Genomic DNA, 18,494 nt, shown 5'->3' with positions numbered 1-18,494 from the left:
CGGCTTCTCCGCCTCGGCCGCCGGCTTCTCCGCCTCGGCCGCCGGCTTCTCCGCCTCGGCCGCCGGCTTCTCCGCCTCGGCCGCCGGCTTCTCCGCCTCGGCCGCCGGCTTCTCCGCCTCGGCCGCCGGCTTCTCCTCGGCCGCCGGCTTCTCCTCGGCCGCCGGCTTCTCCTCCTCGGCCGGCGCACCCCCGTCGATGACCGCCAGCTCGGCGCCGACCTCGACGGTCTCGTCCTCCGCCACCTTGATCGAGGTGAGCACGCCGGCCGCCGGGGAGGGGATCTCGGTGTCGACCTTGTCCGTGGAGACCTCGAGCAGCGGCTCGTCGACCTCGACCCGCTCGCCCTCCTTCTTCAGCCAGCGGGTGACCGTCCCCTCGGTGACGCTCTCTCCGAGGCGGGGCATCGTGACTGAGGTGGCCATAGCCGGCTCGGGCTCCTTCGACTCGGTCAGCCGTGCGTGTGCAGGGGCTTGCCGGCGAGCGCCAGGTGCGCTTCGCCGACCGCCTCTGACATCGTCGGATGGGGATGGATGAGCTGCGCGACCTCGGACGGCAGCGCCTCCCAGTTGGTGATGAGCTGGGCTTCGGCGATCAGCTCACCGACCCGCGAACCGACCATGTGGACGCCGAGGACCGGGCCGTCCTTTGCCGCGACCACCTTGACCGCACCGGCGGTCTGCAGGATCTGCGACCGACCGTTGCCGGCCAGGTCGTAGGTGACCTCGACCGTCTCGTACCCGCGTTCGGCGGCTTGCGCCGAGGTCAGGCCGACCGAGGCGACTTCGGGCTCCGAGTAGGTGATCTTCGGAACGTTGACGTAGTCGACGGTCGGCGGGTTCAGTCCGCCGATCTCCTCGGCGACCATGATTCCTTCGGCGAACCCGACGTGAGCCAGCTGGAGCCCGGGCCGGACGTCGCCCACCGCGTAGATCCCGTCCACCGAGGTCCGGCAGTGTTCGTCCACCGTGACGAACCCGCGGTCCATCCCGACGCCGACCTCCTCGAAACCGAGCCCGTCGGAGACCGGCCCCCGGCCGACCGCGACGAGCAGCAGCTCGCCCTCGAGCGTCTCGCCGCCCTCGAGCGTGACCGTGACGCCGGCGTCGGTGACCTTCGCGTCGGCGAACCTCGTTCCGATCTTGAACCCGATCCCGCGCTTGCGGAAGGCCCGCTCGAGCAGCTTCGAACTGGACTCGTCCTCGAGCGGGAGCAGGTGCGGCAGGGCCTCGACGATCGTCACCTCGGCACCGAAGGAGCGCCAGATGGACGCGAACTCGACCCCGATCACGCCGCCACCGAGCACGACCGCCGACCCCGGCACCCGGTCGAGGGTCAGCGCGTCCTCGCTGGTGATGATCCGCTGATGGTCGATGTCGAGACCGGGGAGGCTGCGCGAGTAGGACCCGGTGGCCAGCACCACGTGGGCGCCGCGATAGGGCTCGTCGCCGACCTGCACCGTGTCCGGACCGACCAGCCGGCCGCTGCCCTCGACGGTGGTGATCCCGCGGCTTTTCACCAGGCCCTGCAGACCCTTGAACAGCCGGCCGACGACTTTGTCCTTGTAGCTGTTCACCCCGGCCATGTCGATGCCCTCGAGCGTCGCGTTCACGCCGACCGATGCGCTCTCCCGGGTCTGGTCGGCAACTTCGGCCGCATGCAGCAGGGCCTTCGTGGGGATGCAGCCGCGGTGCAGGCAGGTGCCGCCGACCTTGTCCTTCTCGATCATGATGACCGTCTTGCCGAGCTCCGCCGCCCGCAGCGCGCAGGCGTAGCCTCCGCTGCCGCCGCCGAGGATGACGAGGTCGGCCGATTCGCTGCTCGCCACGGGCGCTCCCTACGACACTGACGGCTGGGCTCGGCTCATCTTCGCACCCGGCGTCCGGCCCCCCGGATCAGCGTTCGACGCTCGCCAGGTAGTCGATCAGGGTCCGGATCGCCGAACCCGTCCCGCCCTTGGGGGTGCAGCCCCACGGGTCCCCCTGGTTGAACGCCGGTCCGGCGATGTCGAGATGAGCCCACCGGATGCCGTCGGGGACGAAGTCCCGGAGGAATACCCCGGCTACGAGCATGCCTCCGTTGCGATCGCCCATGTTGGCGATGTCCGCCACCTCCGAGTCGAGCGATGAACGCAGGTAGTCGGGCAGGGGCATCGCCCAGGCCGGTTCCCCGGCCCCGTCGGCCGCGGCGACCAGCTGGTCGCGAAGGTCCTCGTAGTTCGACATCACGGCGAAGGTGCGCGAGCCGAGCGCTACCAACTGGGCCCCGGTGAGGGTCGCCACGTCCACGATCACGTCCGGACGCTCCTCCCCGGCCCGGACGATGGCGTCGGCGAGGATGAGCCGACCCTCCGCGTCGGTGTTGAGAACTTCCACCGTCTTGCCGCCGTACATGGTCAGGACGTCCGAGGGGCGGATCGCCCGGCCGCCCGGCATGTTCTCGGCCGTCGGCACCCATCCGGTGACGTTCACGCCGAGCTCCAGCCGCGCCGCCGCCGCGAGGGTGGCGATCACCGCGGCGGCGCCGCCCATGTCCGACTTCATCCACTCCATGGACGCGGCGGGCTTGAGCGACAGGCCGCCGGAGTCGAAGGTGATGCCCTTGCCGACGATGGCGATCGTGGGGGCGTCCGGATCCACCCGATGGGCGATCCGGACCAGGCGCGGCGGGTGCGCGGACCCCTGGCCCACGCCGAGAATGCCGCCGAAACCGGCCTTGGCCAGAGCCTTCTCGTCCAGGATTTCGACCTCGAGGCCGAGCGGTACGCAGGTGTTGCGGGCGGCGGCGGCCAGGTCGGCCGGGTGGAGGTCCGCCGGTGGGGTGTTGACCAGGTCCCGGCAGAGCACGACCGACTCCGCCACCACGTTGGCCCGGTCGACGGCCGCTCGGACCGCCTTGTCCCGGGGCTGGTCGACCAGCACGGTCGCCGTCTGTAGCGGCGACTTCGCCTGTGCCGCGGACGCCGCGCTGCGGAAGCGGCGGAAGGCGTAGCCGCCGAGCAGCAGGCCCTCGGCGACCGGGCGGACGTCTGCCGTGTCGCCGTTTACCAGCGCGAGCGTGGTGGCCGCGCTCCGGGTCCCGGCGAGGGCCCGGGCCGCCGCTCCGGCCGCCCGGCGCAGCGTGTCGGCCGGGATCCGCGCGCCCCTTGCCGGGGTGTCGCCGAGTCCGACGGCGATCAGGGTGCCCGCGCCGATCGCACCGAGACTCGCCAGCTTGGTCACCTCCTCGGCCCGGCCGGTGGCCCCGAGCCCGCGCAGCGCGGACCGCAGACCGCCCCGGAACGCCTTGTCCACCCCCGGCGCGCCACCGGCCAGCGCGGGGCGGCCGTCGCCGCCCCGCGTGATCCCGATGATCAGGGCATCCGACGTGACTTCGGTCGGGTCGGTGCTGTTCAGGCGGAGCGTGGTCACGAGCGGTCCCCGTCGTCGTCCGGAATCTGGTCAGCAGAGATCGTAGACGGGTTTGCCGACGCCCGGCGGGCTGCGCGGTAGCGTCGCTGCGGTGACCAGCCCGCACCGTTCGCCGCTGCACGAGCAGCACGTCGCGGCCGGCGCGAAGCTCGCCGAGTTCGGCGGTTGGTTGATGCCGCTCGAGTTCCCCGGTGGCGGGGTCCTCCGCGAGCACGCCGCCGTCCGCGGTTCGGTGGGCGTGTTCGACGTGAGCCATCTGGGGAAGGCGTCGGTGACCGGCCCCGGGGCCGCCGACTTCGTCAACGGCTGCCTGACCAACGACCTGGGCCGGATCCGGCCCGGTCAGGCGCAGTACACGATGTGCTGCGACGACGCCACCGGCGGGATCGTCGATGACTTGATCGTCTACCTGCGCGACCCGGCGGAGGTCCTCCTCGTCCCGAACGCCGCGAACACCGCCGAGGTGGTCCGCCGGCTGTCGGGGGCGGCCCCGCCGGGCGTCGACGTGCGCGACGCCCACCAGAGCTACGGCGTGCTCGCCGTCCAGGGTGCCGCCGCCGCCGCGGTTCTCGGCGACCTGGGGTTGCCGGCGGACCACCCGTACATGTCGTTCGTGGTGGCGGAGTACCGGGGCGGCCCGGTCATCGTCTGCCGCTCCGGCTACACCGGCGAGCCGGGTTACGAGTTGCTTCCGGCGTGGGCGGACACCCCGGCGTTGTGGGCGGGCCTCGTCGCCGCCGCCACCGCCCGAGACGGTCTGCCCTGCGGGCTCGGCGCCCGGGACACCCTGCGGACGGAGATGGGCTACCCGCTGCACGGCCAGGACATCTCCCTCGACGTCACGCCGGTCCAGGCCCGGGCCGGTTGGGCGGTTGGCTGGGACAAGCCCCGGTTCTGGGGGGCTGGCGCACTCCGGGTCGAGCGGGAGCGCGGGCCCGCCCGGCTGCTGCGTGGCCTGCTCGCGCTGGACCGCGGTATTCCGCGACCCGGGATGGCGGTGACCGCCGCGGACGGTGCGCCGCTCGGCTTCGTCACCAGCGGCACCTTCTCTCCGACCCGGCGGATCGGGATCGGCCTCGCCCTGCTGGACGCCGGCGTGCGGGAAGGCGACGACGTCCTGGTCGACGTGCGCGGCCGACCGTCCACCATGCGGGTGTCCCGCCCGCCGTTCGTCGACCGGTCGCCGACGTGATCCCGCGCCGGGTGCTGCTCGTCGGGATGATGGGGGCCGGCAAGACCACCGTGGGTCGCCTGCTCGGCGAGCGCACCGGGTGGCCGTACCTCGACAACGACGAACTGGTCGCGCTGGCCGCTGGCCGGACGACCCGGGCCGTTCTCGACGCGGACGGTGCGCTCGTGCTGCGCGGCCGCGAGGCGGCTGCGCTCGACGCCGCCCTGAGCGCCCCGCCACCGGTGATCGCCGCGGTTGCCGGGGGCGCGATCGAGCAGCCCGAGGCCCCGGCCCGGCTTGCGGCCGGCGGCTTCGTCGTGTGGCTGCGCGCCGGCCTGGCCACGCTCGCCGCCCGGGTCGGTTCCGGCGGGGACCGGCCCTGGCTCGATGCCGACCCGCTGCCCGTGCTGACCGGCCTTTATGCCGGGCGCGCGGTGCTCTACCGCTCGGCCGCCGCCCTCGTCGTCGACGTGGACCGGGCGGAGCCGGGCGAGATCGTCGACCGCATCGTGGCCCGGTTGGCCGGCCCGGAGGAGGAGGCGTGATGGCATGGACCTGGCGCTACCAGGCGCCCGACGGCGCGGAGCTCGACCCGCCGGGGGCGCCCCGGGCGGAGCCTTTCGCCACCCGGTCGGACGCCGAGAGCTGGCTCGGCGAGATCTGGCGGGAGCTGTTCGACGCGGGGGTGGACCAGGTGAGCCTGCTCGAGGGGGACCGGCTGGTGTACGGGCCGATGAGCCTGCGGATGCCGGAATGATCAGGGCAGGTCAGCGCCGCGCTTGACCCGCGGTGGCGGCATCCGCAGCCGCCGGAACTGCATGGCGCGCATCACCGCGTACGGGGCGACCCCGCGAACCTCGCCGTCGCCGAACCGGGACCGGACCTCCCGCTTCACCCGGCGGACCAGAAAGACCATGTCGACGACGAGCAGCACGACGACCGCGAGCTCGCCCAGGAAGACCACGGACTGCCCGGTTGCGGATCGGATCCGGCCGAGTGCGAGGGCCACCACGACCACCATGAGCACAAGGCCGCCGACATTGCGCCGGGAGTCCACGACGTCCCGGACATGGCGTCGGACCGGCCCCGCGTCGCGCGGCGGCAGGTTCTTCTCGTCGCCGGTCGCCAGTGCCCGGCGCATCGTCCGCCGCTCGCCTTTGATCTCGCTCCGCCGCCGGCGGTAGGCCTCGCGCCGGGTGGCCGGGGCGGGGACGGCGGCCCGGCGGGTGCGCTCGGCTTCCCGGCGCTTCGGGGTCGGCCGACCCTTGCCGACCGGCGGTTGCGCCGGCGCCGGGGCGACCTCTACCGCCGGCCCGGGTTCGGTCGTTCTGCGCAGAAGCCCCACGGCTGCCAGGGTACGGGCCGCCATCGTCGCTTAGGCTGGAGGCACGAACCGCGATCGAAGGGCGTTGAGCGGGCATGGCCATCACGCGACGAATCGCCTTGATCTTCAAGGCCAAAGCGAACAAGGCGCTCGACCGTGCGGAGGACCCGCGCGAAACCTTGGACTACTCCTATCAGAAGCAGCTGGAGTTGCTCCAGAAGGTGCGCCGGGGGGTCGCCGACGTCGCGACCAGCCGCAAGCGCATCGAACTTCAGATGCAGCAACTCCAGGCCTCGGGGGACAAGCTTCAGGCGCAGGCCAGCCAGGCGGTCGCCGCCGGTCGCGACGACCTGGCCCGGGAGGCGCTGAGCCGCCGTTCCGCGGTCACCTCGCAGGTCTCCGACCTCGAGACGCAGCACGCGCAGCTCCAGGCCGAGGAGGAGAAGCTGACCCTCGCCAGCCAGCGGCTGCAGACCAAGGTCGACTCCTTCCGGACGAAGAAGGAGACGATCAAGGCGACCTACACCGCGGCGGAGGCGCAGACGAAGATCGGGGAGGCGTTCTCCGGCATCTCCGAGGAGATGAGCGACGTCGGCCTGGCCATGCAGCGCGCCGAGGACAAGACCGCTCAGCTCCAGGCCCGGGCCGGTGCCCTCGACGAGCTGATCGCCTCGGGGGCGCTCGAGGACGCCAGCGGCACGACCAAGGACGACATCCAGAGCGAGCTCGACCGGATGTCCTCGCAGTCCGACGTCGAACTCGAGCTGGCGAAGCTCAAGGGTGCGGTTGGCAGCGGCACACCGGCGGCGGCGATCGAGTCATCCGGTGCGCCGGCCGCGCAGCCCGAGGGCTCGTCATGATCGTCCGCATCCTCGGCGAGGGCCAGGTCGAGGTCGACGAATCCGAGGTCGACGAACTGAACTCCCTCGACAACGCCTTGCTCCGTGCGGTCGAAGCCGACGACGAGGCCGCCTTCCGGGCGGCGCACGCAGCGCTGCTCGACCGGGTCCGCCAGCTGGGCACGCCACTCGCCGACGACCTGCTGGTCCCCTCCGATCTCGTCCTCCCCTCCGCCGACGCCGGGCTCGCCGAGGTCCGCGAGCTCCTCGGTGACGAGGGCCTGGTCGCGGGTTAGGCCGGCCGTGGCACGCAACCGCTTCCCGCAGGATCGCGGGCTCGCGACCAGGATGGTCGTGACCGCGTTCCTCCTCGGCGCCCTCTACGCCGTCGTAATCACCGCCCTGCTGCTGGCGCATGTCCAGCTCGGACTCGTCCTCGTGATCGCCGTCGTCCTGCTGTTCAGCCAGTACTGGTTCTCCGACCGGATCGCGCTGTTCTCGATGAACGGGCGGATCGTGACCCCGGAGGAGGCGCCGCAGCTGCATGCGGTGGTCGACCGGCTCTGCGCCCTCGCCGACATGCCGAAGCCGGCGGTCGCGATCGCCGACGTCGACCTGCCGAACGCCTTCGCCACCGGCCGCAGCCCGAAACGGGCCGTGGTCTGCGCCACCACCGGGATCCTGCGCCGGCTCGACACCGAGGAGCTCGAAGGGGTGCTCGCCCACGAGCTCTCCCATGTCGCGCACCGGGACGTCGCGGTGATGACGGTGGCTTCGTTCCTCGGCGTGGCCGCCGGGTTCGTCACCCGGTTCGCGCTGTACTCGGAGATGTTCGGTGGGTTCAACCGCCGCTCCAACAACAACGACCAGGGTGGCGGCGTCGCCGTGGTCTTCGTCGTGCTGCTGTTCTCCATGGTCATCTACGCGATCTCGTTCGTGCTCACCCGCGCGCTCTCGCGCTACCGGGAGCTGTCCGCGGACCGCTCCGGGGCGCTGCTCACCGGCCGGCCCTCCGCGCTCGCGTCCGCGCTGACCAAGGTCACGGGCGAGATGTCCCGGATCCCGTCGCGCGACCTGCGCCACGCTGAGGCCTTCAACGCGTTCTTCTTCGCGCCGGCGCTGTCCCAGGGGTTCAGCATCTCGTCGTTGTTCTCCACCCACCCCTCGCTGGAGGTCCGGTTGCGCCAGCTGGCGCACATCTCGCAGCAGCTCGGCCAGCCGGTCTAGTGGGTTTCCTCGACGTTCTTCTCGGCCGGTCGAAGGCCGCCCAGCCCGATCTCGACCAGCTGTTCGCGGTCCCGTCCGCCGCGATCACCCTCGAGGCCGGCACCGCGTTCACCCCCACCGGCGTTGGCGCGGTCTGCTTCAAATCCCCGGAGGGCGGGGCGTTCGCCGGGCTGCGTGACGAGGTCGAGAAGTTGCTCGCCCTCGACTCCGGCAAGTTCGACGAGACAGCCGACGCCTTCGGGTTCACCTGGCTGGTCCGCCACACCCAGCCGGTCGATGTCGAGGCCCTCGTCACCGATCTGCATGCCGCGAACTCGACGATCGCCGACGCCGGGTTCGGCCCGGCGTTGCTGTGCACGGTGGTCGCGTTCGGTGACGGCAGCCGCAAGCTCGGCCTGGTGTACCTGTTCAAGCGGGGGACGTGGTACCCGTTTGCGCCGACCGGACCGGAACGGCGGGACAACGCACTCGAACTCGAGATCCGGGCGGCCATCGGCACCGACCTCAAGGTCGAGGAGGACCTGACCCGCTGGTTCCCGGTCTACGGGGCACCCGGCCTGTAACCGTGGTCAGGGCAGGGCGAGCATCTGCTCGAGCGCCGCACGGGCCTCGGTGGCGGTCCGATCGTCCACCCGGATCCGGTTGACCAGCCGACCCGAGGCGAGGGATTCGAGGGCCCAGACGAGATGTGGCAGGTCGATCCGGTTCATCGTCGAGCAGAAGCAGACGGTTCGGTCGAGGAAGACGATGGTCTGCTCCGGGTGGTTCGCCGCGAGCCGCTGCACGAGGTTGAGCTCCGTGCCGATCGCCCATCGTGAGCCGGGCGGGGCCGCCTCGACCGTGCGGATGATGAACTCGGTGGAGCCCACCAGGTCGGCCGCGTTCACCACCTCGTGCCGGCACTCCGGGTGGACGAGAACCTGCACACCCGGGACTCGGGCCCGGACCTCGTTCACCGCCTCGACCCCGAACCGGCCGTGCACCGAGCAGTGGCCGCGCCAGAGGATCATCCGGGCACGGCGTAGCTCCGCCGCGGTGGCCCCGCCGCCGGGCCGATGCGGGTCGTAGACCACGCAGTCGTCGAGGTCGAGTCCGAGGTCTCGGACCGCGGTGTTCCGCCCGAGGTGCTGGTCGGGGAGGAACAGCACCCGCTCGCCGCGCTCGAAGGCCCAGCGTAGCGCCCGGCCGGCGTTGGACGAGGTGCACACGGTGCCGCCGTGCCGGCCGGTGAACGCCTTGATGTCGGCCGCCGAGTTCATGTAGGTCACCGGCACGGTCGAGTCGTCGATACCGGCGTCGGCGAGGTTGTCCCAGCAGTCCTCGACGTCGTCGAGGCGGGCCATGTCCGCCATGGAGCAGCCGGCGGCCAGGTCGGGAAGGACCACCTGCTGGTGGTCGGCGGTGAGGATGTCCGCGGACTCGGCCATGAAATGCACGCCACAGAACACGACGTAGTCCGCCTGCGGGCGTCCGGCGGCCTCCCGGGCCAGGCGGAACGAGTCGCCGGTGACATCGGCGAAAGCGATGACCTCGTCCCGCTGGTAGTGATGCCCGAGGATGAACACCCGCTCGCCCAGGGCGGCCTTCGCCACCCGGGCCCGCTCGACCAGGGACGGATCGGACGCGGGGGGGAGTTCGCCGGGGCAGTCGGTGCCGAGCTCGACCTCCGCCGCCGCCTCCTGCCCGAGGACGAACAGCGGCAGCGCGGTTCGCGCTTCGACTGTCGTCACCCCGTGATCGTCGCATATGGTCGATGCCCGAACCGGTCGACTAGTCCGGCGAAGGCGCCGGGCATGTGGGACGATGAGCGCCACGGAATCGGGCGGGGCGATCCGTCGTTGAAGTGGAAGATGGGCCGACGAGCAGGAGCGACACAGATGACCGTGCAGGACACCGCGCCGCAGACCGTGGTTCTCACCGATGCAGCGGCAGGCAAGGTCAAGACGCTGCTCGAGCAGGAGGGGCGCGCCGACCTGGCGCTGCGGGTCGCCGTTCAGCCCGGTGGCTGCTCCGGCCTGCGCTACCAGCTGTTCTTCGACGAGCGCAGCCTCGACGGTGACAGCGTCGTCGACTTCGGCGGCGTGTCCGTGGTGATCGACCGGATGAGCGGGCCCTACCTCAGCGGCGCGGTCATCGACTTCGTGGACACCATCGAGAAGCAGGGCTTCACGATCGACAACCCGAACGCCGGCGGTTCGTGCGCCTGCGGCGACTCGTTCCACTGACCGGCGGCTAGGCCCCGGTCGGCCCGGTCAGAGGTCGGCCCGGTCAGAGGTAGGCCCGGTCAGAGGTAGGCCCGGTCAGAGGTAGGTCTGGGCCCGGTCGGCGAGCCGGATCACGCGGTCGGTGAGCAGCTCGCCGAGGTCGACGACCTGGCGGGGGGTGGGCAGCGGGAGGCGACCCCGGACGCCGCGCAGCATCGCCGGCGGCATCTCGGCGCAGTCGGCGACGAGGTCGATCAAGGCATCCGGCTCGACTTCGGACGGCATCTGGCGATGCGTGGTCATGGACGGAAAGGCTCCTTCGGCCGTGGGCGGCGCTCCGGTTGTCTACCCACAGTAGGAGCCGACGTCCGCGTCGGATAGCCCTACCCAGCGGTAGTTTCGCCCGTTTCCGGCCGAGCCCCGGGCGGACGCCCCGGCCGGGGTCGTTACGCTCGCGGCAGCCAGCCTCGAGGAGTAACGCGTGCGTGTCGCGGTCACCGGCTCGATCGCCACCGACCATCTGATGACCTTCCCCGGTCGTTTCGCCGACCAGTTGCTGCCCGATCAGCTCGGACACGTGTCGCTGTCGTTCCTCGTGGACGAGCTGGTGGTGCGCCGCGGGGGGGTCGCCGCGAACATCTGCTACGGGATGGCCCAGCTCGGGGGCCGCCCCGCCCTGGTCGGCGCGGTCGGCGCCGACTTCGATGACTACCGCTCCTGGCTGGACCGGCACGGGGTCGACACGTCCAGCGTGCACGTGTCCGAGGTGGCGCACACCGCCCGGTTCCTGTGCACCACCGACCGGGACCAGAACCAGATCGCCTCGTTCTACCCCGGGGCCATGGCGGAGGCCAGGGAGATCGCGCTCTCCCCGGTCGGCCGACGGCTCGGCGGTCTCGACCTCGTGGTCATCGGCCCCAACGATCCCGAAGCCATGCTCCGCCACACCGACGAGTGCCGCGGCGAGGGGCTGGCATTCGTCGCCGACCCGTCCCAACAGCTGTCCAGCCTCGATGGTGACCAGATCCGCCGGTTGGTCGACGGGGCCGCCTACCTGTTCACCAACCAGTACGAGTTGGCCCTGCTGCTCGACAAGACCGGCTGGTCCTCGGCCGAGGTCCTCGACCGGGTCGGGGTTCGGGTCACGACCCAGGGGGCAGCGGGGGTGGTCATCGACTTCCGAGCCGGCCAGCCGATCCAGGTGCCGACCGCCGCGGAGCTGCGCAAGGCCGATCCGACCGGGGTCGGCGACGCCTTCCGGGCCGGCTACCTGAGCGCGCGGGGCTGGCAGCTCGACCACGTGCGCTCGGCTCAGGTGGGCTGCCTGCTGGCCACCCTCGTGCTGGAAACCGTCGGTACGCAGGAGTACGACGTCGAGCCGGCCCGCTTCCTGGAGCGACTCGGGGAGAACTACGGGCCGGCCGCCGCGGACGAGGTGCGCCCGCACCTGGTCGGGGTCAGCGCCGGCGCACCCGGTACGTGACGGCGCCGGGCGGCTCCTCCTCGGCGCCGACGTAGTCCTGCCCCCGGAGACGGCACCAGGCGCGGATGTCCGGGCCGGCGGCGGCGTCGTCGGAGACGACGGCTACGACGTCACCGGGGGCGAGCTCGCCGATCCGGCGGGCCAGCTCGATGACCGGGAACGGGCACCGCCGGCCGCGGGTGTCCAGGGTGAGGTCGGCCATCACAGCCGATCCGCGCCGGCGATGCGGCGCAGCCGGGCGACGGCTACCGGCAGAAGGTCGAGGAACCGGTCGACGTCCGCGTCGTCCGTGCCGGCGTGCAGCGACACCCGGATGTTGCCGTGGGTCAGGGCACCCATCGCCTCGAGGACGTGCGACGGGCTTCGGGTGGCCGCGGTGCACGAGGAGCCGGAAGACACCGCGAAGCCGGCCCGGTCCAGCTCGCCGAGCAACGCCTCGCCCTCGACGTAGAGGCAGGAGAACGTCACCAGGTGCGGGAGCCGCCGGACCGGGTCGCCGAGGATCTCGACGTCCGGGATCCGGTCGAGCACTGTGCCGCGGATCCGGTCGACGAGGCGGCGCAGCCGGGTGCCTTCCGCCTCCATCTCGCCGAGGCGGGCATCCAGGGCGGCGGCGGCGGCGAGGATCGCGGGCACGTTCTCCGCCCCCGGCACCCGACCGTTTTCCCGTTCGTCCGAGGGCAACGGTGAGCGCCACCGCACCCCACGCCGCACCACGAGGATCCCGACGCCCGGTGGACCGCCCCACTTGTGGGCACTCGCCGTGAGCAGCCCGGCACCGAGCCGGTCCACGTCCACCGGAACGCGGCCCACCGACTGGGCGGCGTCGATCAGCAACGGGACACCTGCCGCCGCGCACCCGGGCGAGATCTCCTCTACCGGCTGAAGGGTGCCGACCTCATGGTTCGCGGTCTGTAGGCAGGCGAGCGCGGTGTCCGGGCCTAGGGCCGCGCGGAAGGCCTCGACGTCGACGCGGCCGGTGTGGTCCACCCCGATCAGGTCGACGGCGACGGCCGGATCGTTCGCCAGTCGGTCGGCGGCCGCGAGGACGCTGGAGTGCTCGACCGCGCCGGCGACGATCCGGCGGCCCGCCCGCCACCGGCCGGCCGCGGCGCCGAGCACTGCGAGGTGGTTGGCCTGGGTTCCGGAGGCGGTGAAGCTCACCTCCTCCGGCTCGGCGCCGAGTGCGCGGGCGACCGTGGCGCGCGCCTCGTCGAGCCGGATCCGGACCCGCCGGGCGGCCCCGTACAGCCGGGCGGGGTCGGTCCATCCCTCGGCCAGGGCGCGCTCCAACGCCGCCCGGGCGGCCGGATGCAGCGGGACCGCCGATGCTGCATCGAGGTAGCCGGACACGCCCGAAAACTAGCGCCCCACCCCCAGCGGGGCACCGGCCCGGGCTGCGTTAGGGTTGCCGCCGGATGACCGACTCCGTCCGGCCGAGGAAGGCGAACGTGGCACCGACCCGCTCGACGGCGAGGCGCTGGTCGGCCCCGCGACTGGTGGCCCGGCTCGGTCTCCTCGCGCTGGTCGGCCTGAGCCTCGCCGGGTGCAACGCGGCGGTGTGGGCGCGCGGCGGTTGGCCGGCCCCGGTCACGGTGCAGGGCAAGCGGATCCTCAAGCTGTGGCAGGGCGGGCTGCTCGCGGCGCTGCTGGTCGGGGCGTTCGTCCTGTTACTCATCCTGTTCGCGAGCTTCGCCTACCGCAAGCGCAGCGACGAACTGCCCCGACAGGTGCGCTACAACCTGCCGATCGAGATCGTCTACACCGTCGTGCCCATGGTGATCGTTTCGATCCTGTTCTACTTCACGGTCATCGACGAGAACTTCGAGGACAACCTGTCCGCGAACCCGGACGTGACGATCCACGTCGTCGGGTTCCAGTGGGACTGGCAGTTCAACTATGAAGGTCAGGGCCTGCAGATCACCGGTCGGCCCGGGCAGGACCCGACGTTGACGATCCCGGTCGGCAAGACCATCCAGTTCGTGGAGACCTCGCCGGACGTCGTGCACTCGTTCTGGGTGATCCCGTTCCTGTTCAAGCGGGACGTGATCCCCGGCCGGGAGAACCGGTTCGAGGTCACGGTCACGCAGACCGGCTGGTTCCAGGGCAAGTGCACCGAGCTGTGCGGCGTGGACCATGCGCTGATGCGGTTCGAGGTCCACGCGGTCACCTGGCCGCAGTACCAGACCTTTCTCCAGCAGACGAAGGCACTCGCCGCGAGCGGCACGAATCCGATGTATACGTTGGTCTCGTCCAGCTCCAGCTCGGCGACCGGCACCGGCAGCGGCTACGGGGGCGCGCAGTGACCTACATCGAGGCCGGCCCCCGGGTCGGGCAACGGCGCGTCGTGGTCGAACCGGGTCGGCGGATCGTCAACTGGATCACCAGCACCGACCACAAGGTGATCGGGCACTTCTACCTGATCACCTCGTTCGGGTTCTTCCTGGTCGGCGGCCTGCTCGCGGAGCTCATGCGAACCCAGCTGGCCCGCCCGAGCAACAACTTCGTGTCGAACGAGCAGTACAACCAGCTGTTCACGATGCACGGCACGATCATGCTGCTGCTCTTCGCCACGCCGCTTTTCGTGGGCTTCGCCAACGAGATCATGCCGCTGCAGATCGGCGCACCGGACGTGGCGTTCCCCCGGCTGAACATGTTCTCGTACTGGCTGTTCCTGTTCGGCGGGCTGATCGTGCTGTCCGGCTTCCTCACCCCGGGCGGGGCCGCGGACTTCGGCTGGTATGCCTACTCGCCGCTGACCAACGCGGTGCACTCCGCGGGGGTCGGCGGCGACCTGTGGATCCTCGGGCTCGTCATCGCCGGGCTCGGCACCATCCTCGGCGCGGTCAACTTCATCACGACGATCTTCTGCCTCCGCGCGCCCGGCATGACCATGTTCCGGATGCCGATCTTCACCTGGAACATCCTGCTGACCAGCGTGTTGGTGCTCGTCGCGTTTCCCGTGCTCACCGCCGCGCTGCTCGGCCTGGAGCTCGACCGCAAGTTCGGGGCGCACCTGTTCGATGCCGCCAACGGTGGCGCGATCCTCTGGCAGCACCTGTTCTGGTTCTTCGGCCATCCCGAGGTGTACATCGTCGCGCTGCCGTTCTTCGGGATCGTCACCGAGGTCCTGCCCGTGTTCAGCCGCAAGCCGCTGTTCGGCTACAAGGGGCTCGTCTTCGCGACGACCTCGATCGCCGGTCTGTCGATTACGGTGTGGGCGCACCACATGTTCTCGACCGGCGCGGTGCTCCTGCCGTTCTTCTCCTTCCTGTCCTTCCTGATCGCGGTGCCGACCGGCGTGAAGTTCTTCAACTGGATCGGCACGATGTGGCGCGGCCAGATCACCTTCGACACCCCGATGCTGTTCGCGGTCGGTTTCCTCGTGACGTTCCTCATCGGCGGCCTGTCCGGGGTGCTGCTGGCCAGCCCGCCGATCGACTTCCACGTCACCGACACCTACTTCGTGGTCGCACACTTCCACTACGTGCTGTTCGGCACGGTCGTCTTCTCGATGTTCGCCGGCTTCTACTTCTGGTGGCCAAAGATGACCGGCACCATGCTCAACGAGCGACTCGGGAAGATCCACTTCTGGACCCTGTTCGTCGGCTTCCACCTCACGTTCCTGGTCCAACACTGGCTCGGGGTCCAGGGGATGCCCCGCCGGGTGCCCACCTACCTGCCGAGCGACGGGTTCACGACGCTCAACACGGTGTCGACGATCGGCGCCTACCTGTTGGGGGCGTCCACGTTCCCGTTCATGTGGAACGCCTACCGGTCTTGGCGCGGCCGCAACGTCCGAGTCTTCGCCGACGATCCGTGGGGCTACGGGAACTCGCTCGAGTGGGCGACGTCGTGCCCGCCGCCGCGGCACAACTTCGAGTCGGTGCCGCGGATCCGTTCCGAGCGCCCGGCCTTCGACCTGCACTATCCGCAGGCCGTGGCCGCCGTCGAGCACCGTCCCACGCCGGAAATCGGTTGAGGTAGGCAGCCATGCGGATCGAGGCGTATCTGTTCGCTTTCGTCGCGGTCTTCCTGGCCCTGTGCGACGTCGTTTACTGGTTCATGTCCTACGACCCCACGGGCACCACGGCGATCGCCCTGGCCTGCGGAATGTCGATCATCATCGGGAGCTACGCGCTGGTCACCGGCCGCCGCACCGGCATGCGCCCCGAGGACCTGGTCGACGGCGAAATCGCCGACGCCGCCGGTGAGGTCGGTTTCTTCAGTCCGCACAGCTGGTGGCCGCTGCCGACGGCGTTCTCCGCGGCCCTGGTTGCGGTGGGCTGGATCTTCGGTTGGTGGCTGTTCCTCATCGGGATGGTCTTCCTCATCGGCTCGGTGGCCGGGCTCATCCTCGAGTACTACGCCAACCCGAACTACGACTTCTGAGCCGCCCTCCTACGGCGGTTGCTGCGGGGTGCCGTCGGAGACGGTCCTACGGGTGCTGCTCGCGGTCAAGCCGGACAAAACAGACGACGGTGCCCTGGGCCAAGCGAAGGACCAACCCGCGCAGCAACACCGGAGTGACCCGGGGGCTCAGGCCTCGATCAGAAGCTCGGCGCTGTCCACGCTGTAGTGGGCGGTCGGCGCGACCGACTCATGCTTGCGCTCAGGTTCACGTCGGCGACGGCCGAGGCTGAGTACCCGGCTGTCGTCGGGCTCGGGGAGTGGCGTGAGCCCGACGCGGATCTCGGGCCCCTCCTCAGACAGGTAGAGCCCGATTGCCTCGGCGGCTGCTTCCATGAGCGTGTCAAGGTTCTGACCGGATGCAAAGCATCCCGGGAGGTCCTCGACCTGAGCCCAGAGCATGCCATCGGTATCTTCGGAGATCTTGAGGGTGAACTTGTTCTGCATAGCCCTATCCCTCATCCCGTGCCTCCGTTCCCGTTTGCTTGGTCGCATCGACCTCAGGGGCCTGGCCCTTGAGCCCGGCCTGGGTCAAGATCGCGTCCCGCAGGCCTTGTCCGTAATCCTGCCCCCTGTGGTGCGGCAGAGTGATGGGTCGCTTCCCTTCCTTGGTCATCTTCACGTTGTGCTTCCCGCCAAGGGAGCGGGTCCAACCGTTCTCCTCCAGCAAGTGCTGAGCCGAAGTCTGGCACAGGGTCCTCGGTAACTCCCCACGCCTTTTCGCCACCGACTCGGCTGCCTCCTGTCACACATCACTGGCTAATGCACTTCAGCAACCATGAACCCATACTAACGGCCGCTACCGACAGGAAAAGTGACTTTCCACCGGGGTGGGTGATGATGCCGCGCCCGCCTCGGCAGCAGGAGTCCACCGCCTCGGTCACGAACTGTTCCTGGTCTGCAGCCGGATCGGGCCGGTGCGGACCCGACGGAGCGGGGGAGCGGGCATGGGGCGGGTTCAGCTGACCGCGGGGGTCCTCACGGCGGTGGTGGCGGCGGTGTTGGCTCCGGTCGCGCTTGCCGGTACCGGGCTGCCGCATTCGACCGGGGGGCAGGCGCTGCCGCCGGCGCCCGGGGTCGGGATCTCCCGCAACTTCGATGCCGAGCCGGGGTTGGCGATCGACGGTGGCGGCACGGTCTGGATCGCCGGAGACATCAGCCCTAACGAGACAACCGATGCCCGGTCGTCCGGCAAGCTGCTTACCGGCGAGGACGTCTGGCGTTCGACTGACGGCGGGCGCCACTTCAGCTGGGTCGCCAGTCCGCTCTCGACGCTGGCCCGGAAGAACCCCGGCTTGGGCGGCGAGGACACCGACATGGCCGCCGCGACGGTGAAGAACTCGGCGGGCTTCTACAACGTCTATGCCGTCAGCTTGTGGCTCGGCGCCACCGCGATCGCCTACTCGCAGGACGGTGGACGGACCTGGTCGGTTCAGTACCTCGGCGGCGTTCCGGCCCAGGACCGGCCGTGGGTAGCGGCAAGCGGAGCGTGCACCGTGGACCTGCTCTACCACCAGCTGCCGGCGTTCGAGCCGGTGCTCAACACGTACAACTTGTGCAGCCCGACTAGCGACACCATCGGCGCCAGCATCGACCCGGTATCGAGCGCGGTGGTGTTCGAGGACCAGGTCGCCGGCAACTCGTTCAACAAGCTCGTGGTGGACAACTCGCCGAGGTCGCGGACCCGGGGGAACATCTACGTGCCGCTCGACCTGTGCGATGCCGGCGGCAGCCCGGTCACCGTTGCCCAGGAGACGGCGACCTCGTGCGCGAAGACGACCCATGCGGTCGGGGTGAGCTCGGACGGGGGCCGGATCTTCCATGTCCACCTGGTCGCGCCGAGCCCGGATCCGGCACTCCCGGTGTGGGGGAGCACGGTGGGGGTCGACGCGGCGGGCACGGTCTACTTCGCCTGGGAAGGCAAGGATCAGACCTATCTCTCCTCGTCCCGCAATGGTGGGACGACCTGGTCCGCGCCGCGCCGGGTCAACCTGCCCCCGGCACGGACCACCGTCTACCCGACCGTGGCCGGCGGGGCCGCCGGTCAGGTGTCGCTTGCCTGGTACGGCACCAATGCCACGGGCGGTCACGACCAGGCGGCCCGGATGGGTAAGCCGGGCTCGGCGCATGGCGCCGCCTGGTACGTCTTCCTGGCGACCTCCACCGACTCCGGACGGACCTGGCATCAGGACCGCATGACCGGGGTGATCCACCTGGGCCTGGTGTGCACCGGCGGAAGCACCTGCAACGGACTCGACGGTGACCGCAACCTCTACGACGACTTCGGGGTCGCGATCAGTCCGCGTACCGGCCTGACCTCCATCGCGTACACGAGCGACGGCGGCCATGCGGCGCAGGATGCGTCGTTTGTCGGCTACGTCAGCGAGCGCTGCCGGCTCGGCGCGGCCGGTTGCCGTCCCGGGTAGCT

The 18,494-nt window shown here is 70.7% G+C and carries 22 protein-coding genes and 1 pseudogene; 13 read left to right on the top strand and 10 right to left on the bottom strand.

Annotated elements, in window-relative coordinates; all coding sequences use genetic code 11:
- From VNG13_05870 to VNG13_05860, 3 genes are all read right to left on the bottom strand, one after another.
- Positions 1-423: biotin/lipoyl-containing protein (locus VNG13_05870; protein HVA60049.1), on the bottom strand; the 423-nt coding region annotated here is incomplete at its 3' end.
- A gap of 26 nt (positions 424-449) precedes the next feature.
- On the bottom strand, positions 450-1,826 hold the full coding sequence (lpdA, locus tag VNG13_05865) for a dihydrolipoyl dehydrogenase (protein HVA60048.1): 1,377 nt from the start codon (positions 1,824-1,826) through the stop codon (positions 450-452).
- 67 nt (positions 1,827-1,893) lie between these two features.
- The gene (locus VNG13_05860; GenBank protein HVA60047.1) at positions 1,894-3,408 is read right to left on the bottom strand and encodes a leucyl aminopeptidase; all 1,515 of its coding nucleotides are present in this window, start codon (positions 3,406-3,408) and stop codon (positions 1,894-1,896) included.
- Positions 3,409-3,499: 91 nt separating this feature from the next.
- On the opposite strand from VNG13_05860, the gene gcvT reads away from it, so the two are divergent.
- Genes gcvT through VNG13_05845 form a run of 3 tightly spaced genes read left to right on the top strand, consistent with a single transcriptional unit; the run spans position 3,500 to position 5,336 of the window.
- Entirely contained in the window at positions 3,500-4,600 is a 1,101-nt protein-coding gene (gene gcvT, locus VNG13_05855) for a glycine cleavage system aminomethyltransferase GcvT (GenBank protein HVA60046.1), read from the top strand.
- Complete coding sequence (locus VNG13_05850) at positions 4,597-5,124, top strand: shikimate kinase (GenBank protein HVA60045.1); 528 nt, start codon at positions 4,597-4,599, stop codon at positions 5,122-5,124. The genes gcvT and VNG13_05850 overlap by 4 nt, the downstream gene beginning before the upstream one ends.
- Entirely contained in the window at positions 5,121-5,336 is a 216-nt protein-coding gene (locus tag VNG13_05845) for a hypothetical protein (GenBank protein HVA60044.1), read from the top strand. Before VNG13_05850 ends, VNG13_05845 begins: the two co-directional genes overlap by 4 nt.
- Here the strand turns inward: VNG13_05845 and VNG13_05840 are convergent, their stop codons facing one another.
- Complete coding sequence (locus tag VNG13_05840) at positions 5,337-5,948, bottom strand: DUF3043 domain-containing protein (GenBank protein HVA60043.1); 612 nt, start codon at positions 5,946-5,948, stop codon at positions 5,337-5,339.
- 50 nt (positions 5,949-5,998) lie between these two features.
- On the opposite strand from VNG13_05840, the gene VNG13_05835 reads away from it, so the two are divergent.
- From VNG13_05835 to VNG13_05820, 4 genes are read left to right on the top strand one after another with little or no spacing between them, the layout of a single operon-like run.
- Positions 5,999-6,763, top strand: a complete 765-nt coding sequence (locus VNG13_05835) for a PspA/IM30 family protein (protein ID HVA60042.1) — start codon at positions 5,999-6,001, stop codon at positions 6,761-6,763.
- Positions 6,760-7,038, top strand: coding sequence for a hypothetical protein (locus VNG13_05830; protein HVA60041.1), 279 nt, complete (start codon positions 6,760-6,762; stop codon positions 7,036-7,038). Before VNG13_05835 ends, VNG13_05830 begins: the two co-directional genes overlap by 4 nt.
- Positions 7,013-7,969 carry a zinc metalloprotease HtpX gene (gene htpX, locus VNG13_05825; GenBank protein HVA60040.1) on the top strand — a complete coding sequence of 319 codons (957 nt, stop codon included), beginning with the start codon at positions 7,013-7,015 and terminating at the stop codon, positions 7,967-7,969. Before VNG13_05830 ends, htpX begins: the two co-directional genes overlap by 26 nt.
- On the top strand, positions 7,969-8,532 hold the full coding sequence (locus VNG13_05820) for a hypothetical protein (protein HVA60039.1): 564 nt from the start codon (positions 7,969-7,971) through the stop codon (positions 8,530-8,532). Before htpX ends, VNG13_05820 begins: the two co-directional genes overlap by 1 nt.
- A gap of 6 nt (positions 8,533-8,538) precedes the next feature.
- Here VNG13_05820 and nadA read toward each other — a convergent pair whose 3' ends face one another.
- Positions 8,539-9,699 (bottom strand): quinolinate synthase NadA, encoded by a 1,161-nt coding sequence (gene nadA, locus VNG13_05815; protein HVA60038.1) that lies wholly within the window; start codon positions 9,697-9,699, stop codon positions 8,539-8,541.
- 147 nt (positions 9,700-9,846) lie between these two features.
- Between nadA and erpA the strand changes: the two genes are divergently transcribed.
- Positions 9,847-10,194, top strand: coding sequence for an iron-sulfur cluster insertion protein ErpA (gene erpA / locus VNG13_05810; GenBank protein ID HVA60037.1), 348 nt, complete (start codon positions 9,847-9,849; stop codon positions 10,192-10,194).
- Positions 10,195-10,269: 75 nt separating this feature from the next.
- On the opposite strand, the gene VNG13_05805 is transcribed toward erpA, so the two are convergent.
- Positions 10,270-10,476 carry a hypothetical protein gene (locus VNG13_05805; GenBank protein HVA60036.1) on the bottom strand — a complete coding sequence of 69 codons (207 nt, stop codon included), beginning with the start codon at positions 10,474-10,476 and terminating at the stop codon, positions 10,270-10,272.
- A gap of 178 nt (positions 10,477-10,654) precedes the next feature.
- Here VNG13_05805 and VNG13_05800 point away from each other — a divergent pair, with 178 nt between their 5' ends.
- Positions 10,655-11,656 (top strand): carbohydrate kinase family protein, encoded by a 1,002-nt coding sequence (locus VNG13_05800; GenBank protein HVA60035.1) that lies wholly within the window; start codon positions 10,655-10,657, stop codon positions 11,654-11,656.
- On the opposite strand, the gene VNG13_05795 is transcribed toward VNG13_05800, so the two are convergent.
- Together VNG13_05795 and VNG13_05790 are read right to left on the bottom strand one after the other, a co-directional pair.
- Positions 11,631-11,858 carry a sulfurtransferase TusA family protein gene (locus VNG13_05795; GenBank protein ID HVA60034.1) on the bottom strand — a complete coding sequence of 76 codons (228 nt, stop codon included), beginning with the start codon at positions 11,856-11,858 and terminating at the stop codon, positions 11,631-11,633. The two genes, VNG13_05800 and VNG13_05795, sit on opposite strands and share 26 nt — an antisense overlap.
- Entirely contained in the window at positions 11,858-13,009 is a 1,152-nt protein-coding gene (locus tag VNG13_05790; GenBank protein HVA60033.1) for a cysteine desulfurase family protein, read from the bottom strand. The genes VNG13_05795 and VNG13_05790 overlap by 1 nt, the downstream gene beginning before the upstream one ends.
- Before the next feature lie 65 nt (positions 13,010-13,074).
- On the opposite strand from VNG13_05790, the gene coxB reads away from it, so the two are divergent.
- The 3 genes and pseudogenes from coxB to VNG13_05775 all read left to right on the top strand — a co-directional run bounded on the left by coxB (position 13,075) and on the right by VNG13_05775 (position 16,048).
- Positions 13,075-13,962 (top strand): cytochrome c oxidase subunit II, encoded by an 888-nt coding sequence (coxB, locus tag VNG13_05785; protein ID HVA60032.1) that lies wholly within the window; start codon positions 13,075-13,077, stop codon positions 13,960-13,962.
- A gap of 74 nt (positions 13,963-14,036) precedes the next feature.
- Positions 14,037-15,638, top strand: a pseudogene (gene ctaD / locus VNG13_05780) (cytochrome c oxidase subunit I).
- A gap of 11 nt (positions 15,639-15,649) precedes the next feature.
- Positions 15,650-16,048, top strand: coding sequence for a cytochrome c oxidase subunit 4 (locus tag VNG13_05775; protein ID HVA60031.1), 399 nt, complete (start codon positions 15,650-15,652; stop codon positions 16,046-16,048).
- Positions 16,049-16,195: 147 nt separating this feature from the next.
- Here the strand turns inward: VNG13_05775 and VNG13_05770 are convergent, their stop codons facing one another.
- Positions 16,196-16,528, bottom strand: coding sequence for a type II toxin-antitoxin system HicB family antitoxin (locus VNG13_05770; protein HVA60030.1), 333 nt, complete (start codon positions 16,526-16,528; stop codon positions 16,196-16,198).
- Entirely contained in the window at positions 16,518-16,793 is a 276-nt protein-coding gene (locus tag VNG13_05765) for a type II toxin-antitoxin system HicA family toxin (GenBank protein HVA60029.1), read from the bottom strand. The genes VNG13_05770 and VNG13_05765 overlap by 11 nt, the downstream gene beginning before the upstream one ends.
- Before the next feature lie 220 nt (positions 16,794-17,013).
- Here VNG13_05765 and VNG13_05760 point away from each other — a divergent pair, with 220 nt between their 5' ends.
- Positions 17,014-18,492, top strand: coding sequence for a hypothetical protein (locus tag VNG13_05760; GenBank protein HVA60028.1), 1,479 nt, complete (start codon positions 17,014-17,016; stop codon positions 18,490-18,492).
- The last annotated feature ends 2 nt before the right edge of the window (positions 18,493-18,494 follow it).

The sequence above is a fragment of the Mycobacteriales bacterium genome (assembly GCA_035533475.1).
Classification (GTDB): Bacteria; Actinomycetota; Actinomycetes; order DATLTS01; family DATLTS01; genus DATLTS01.
This window is presented reverse-complemented; position numbering and strand designations above follow the sequence as displayed.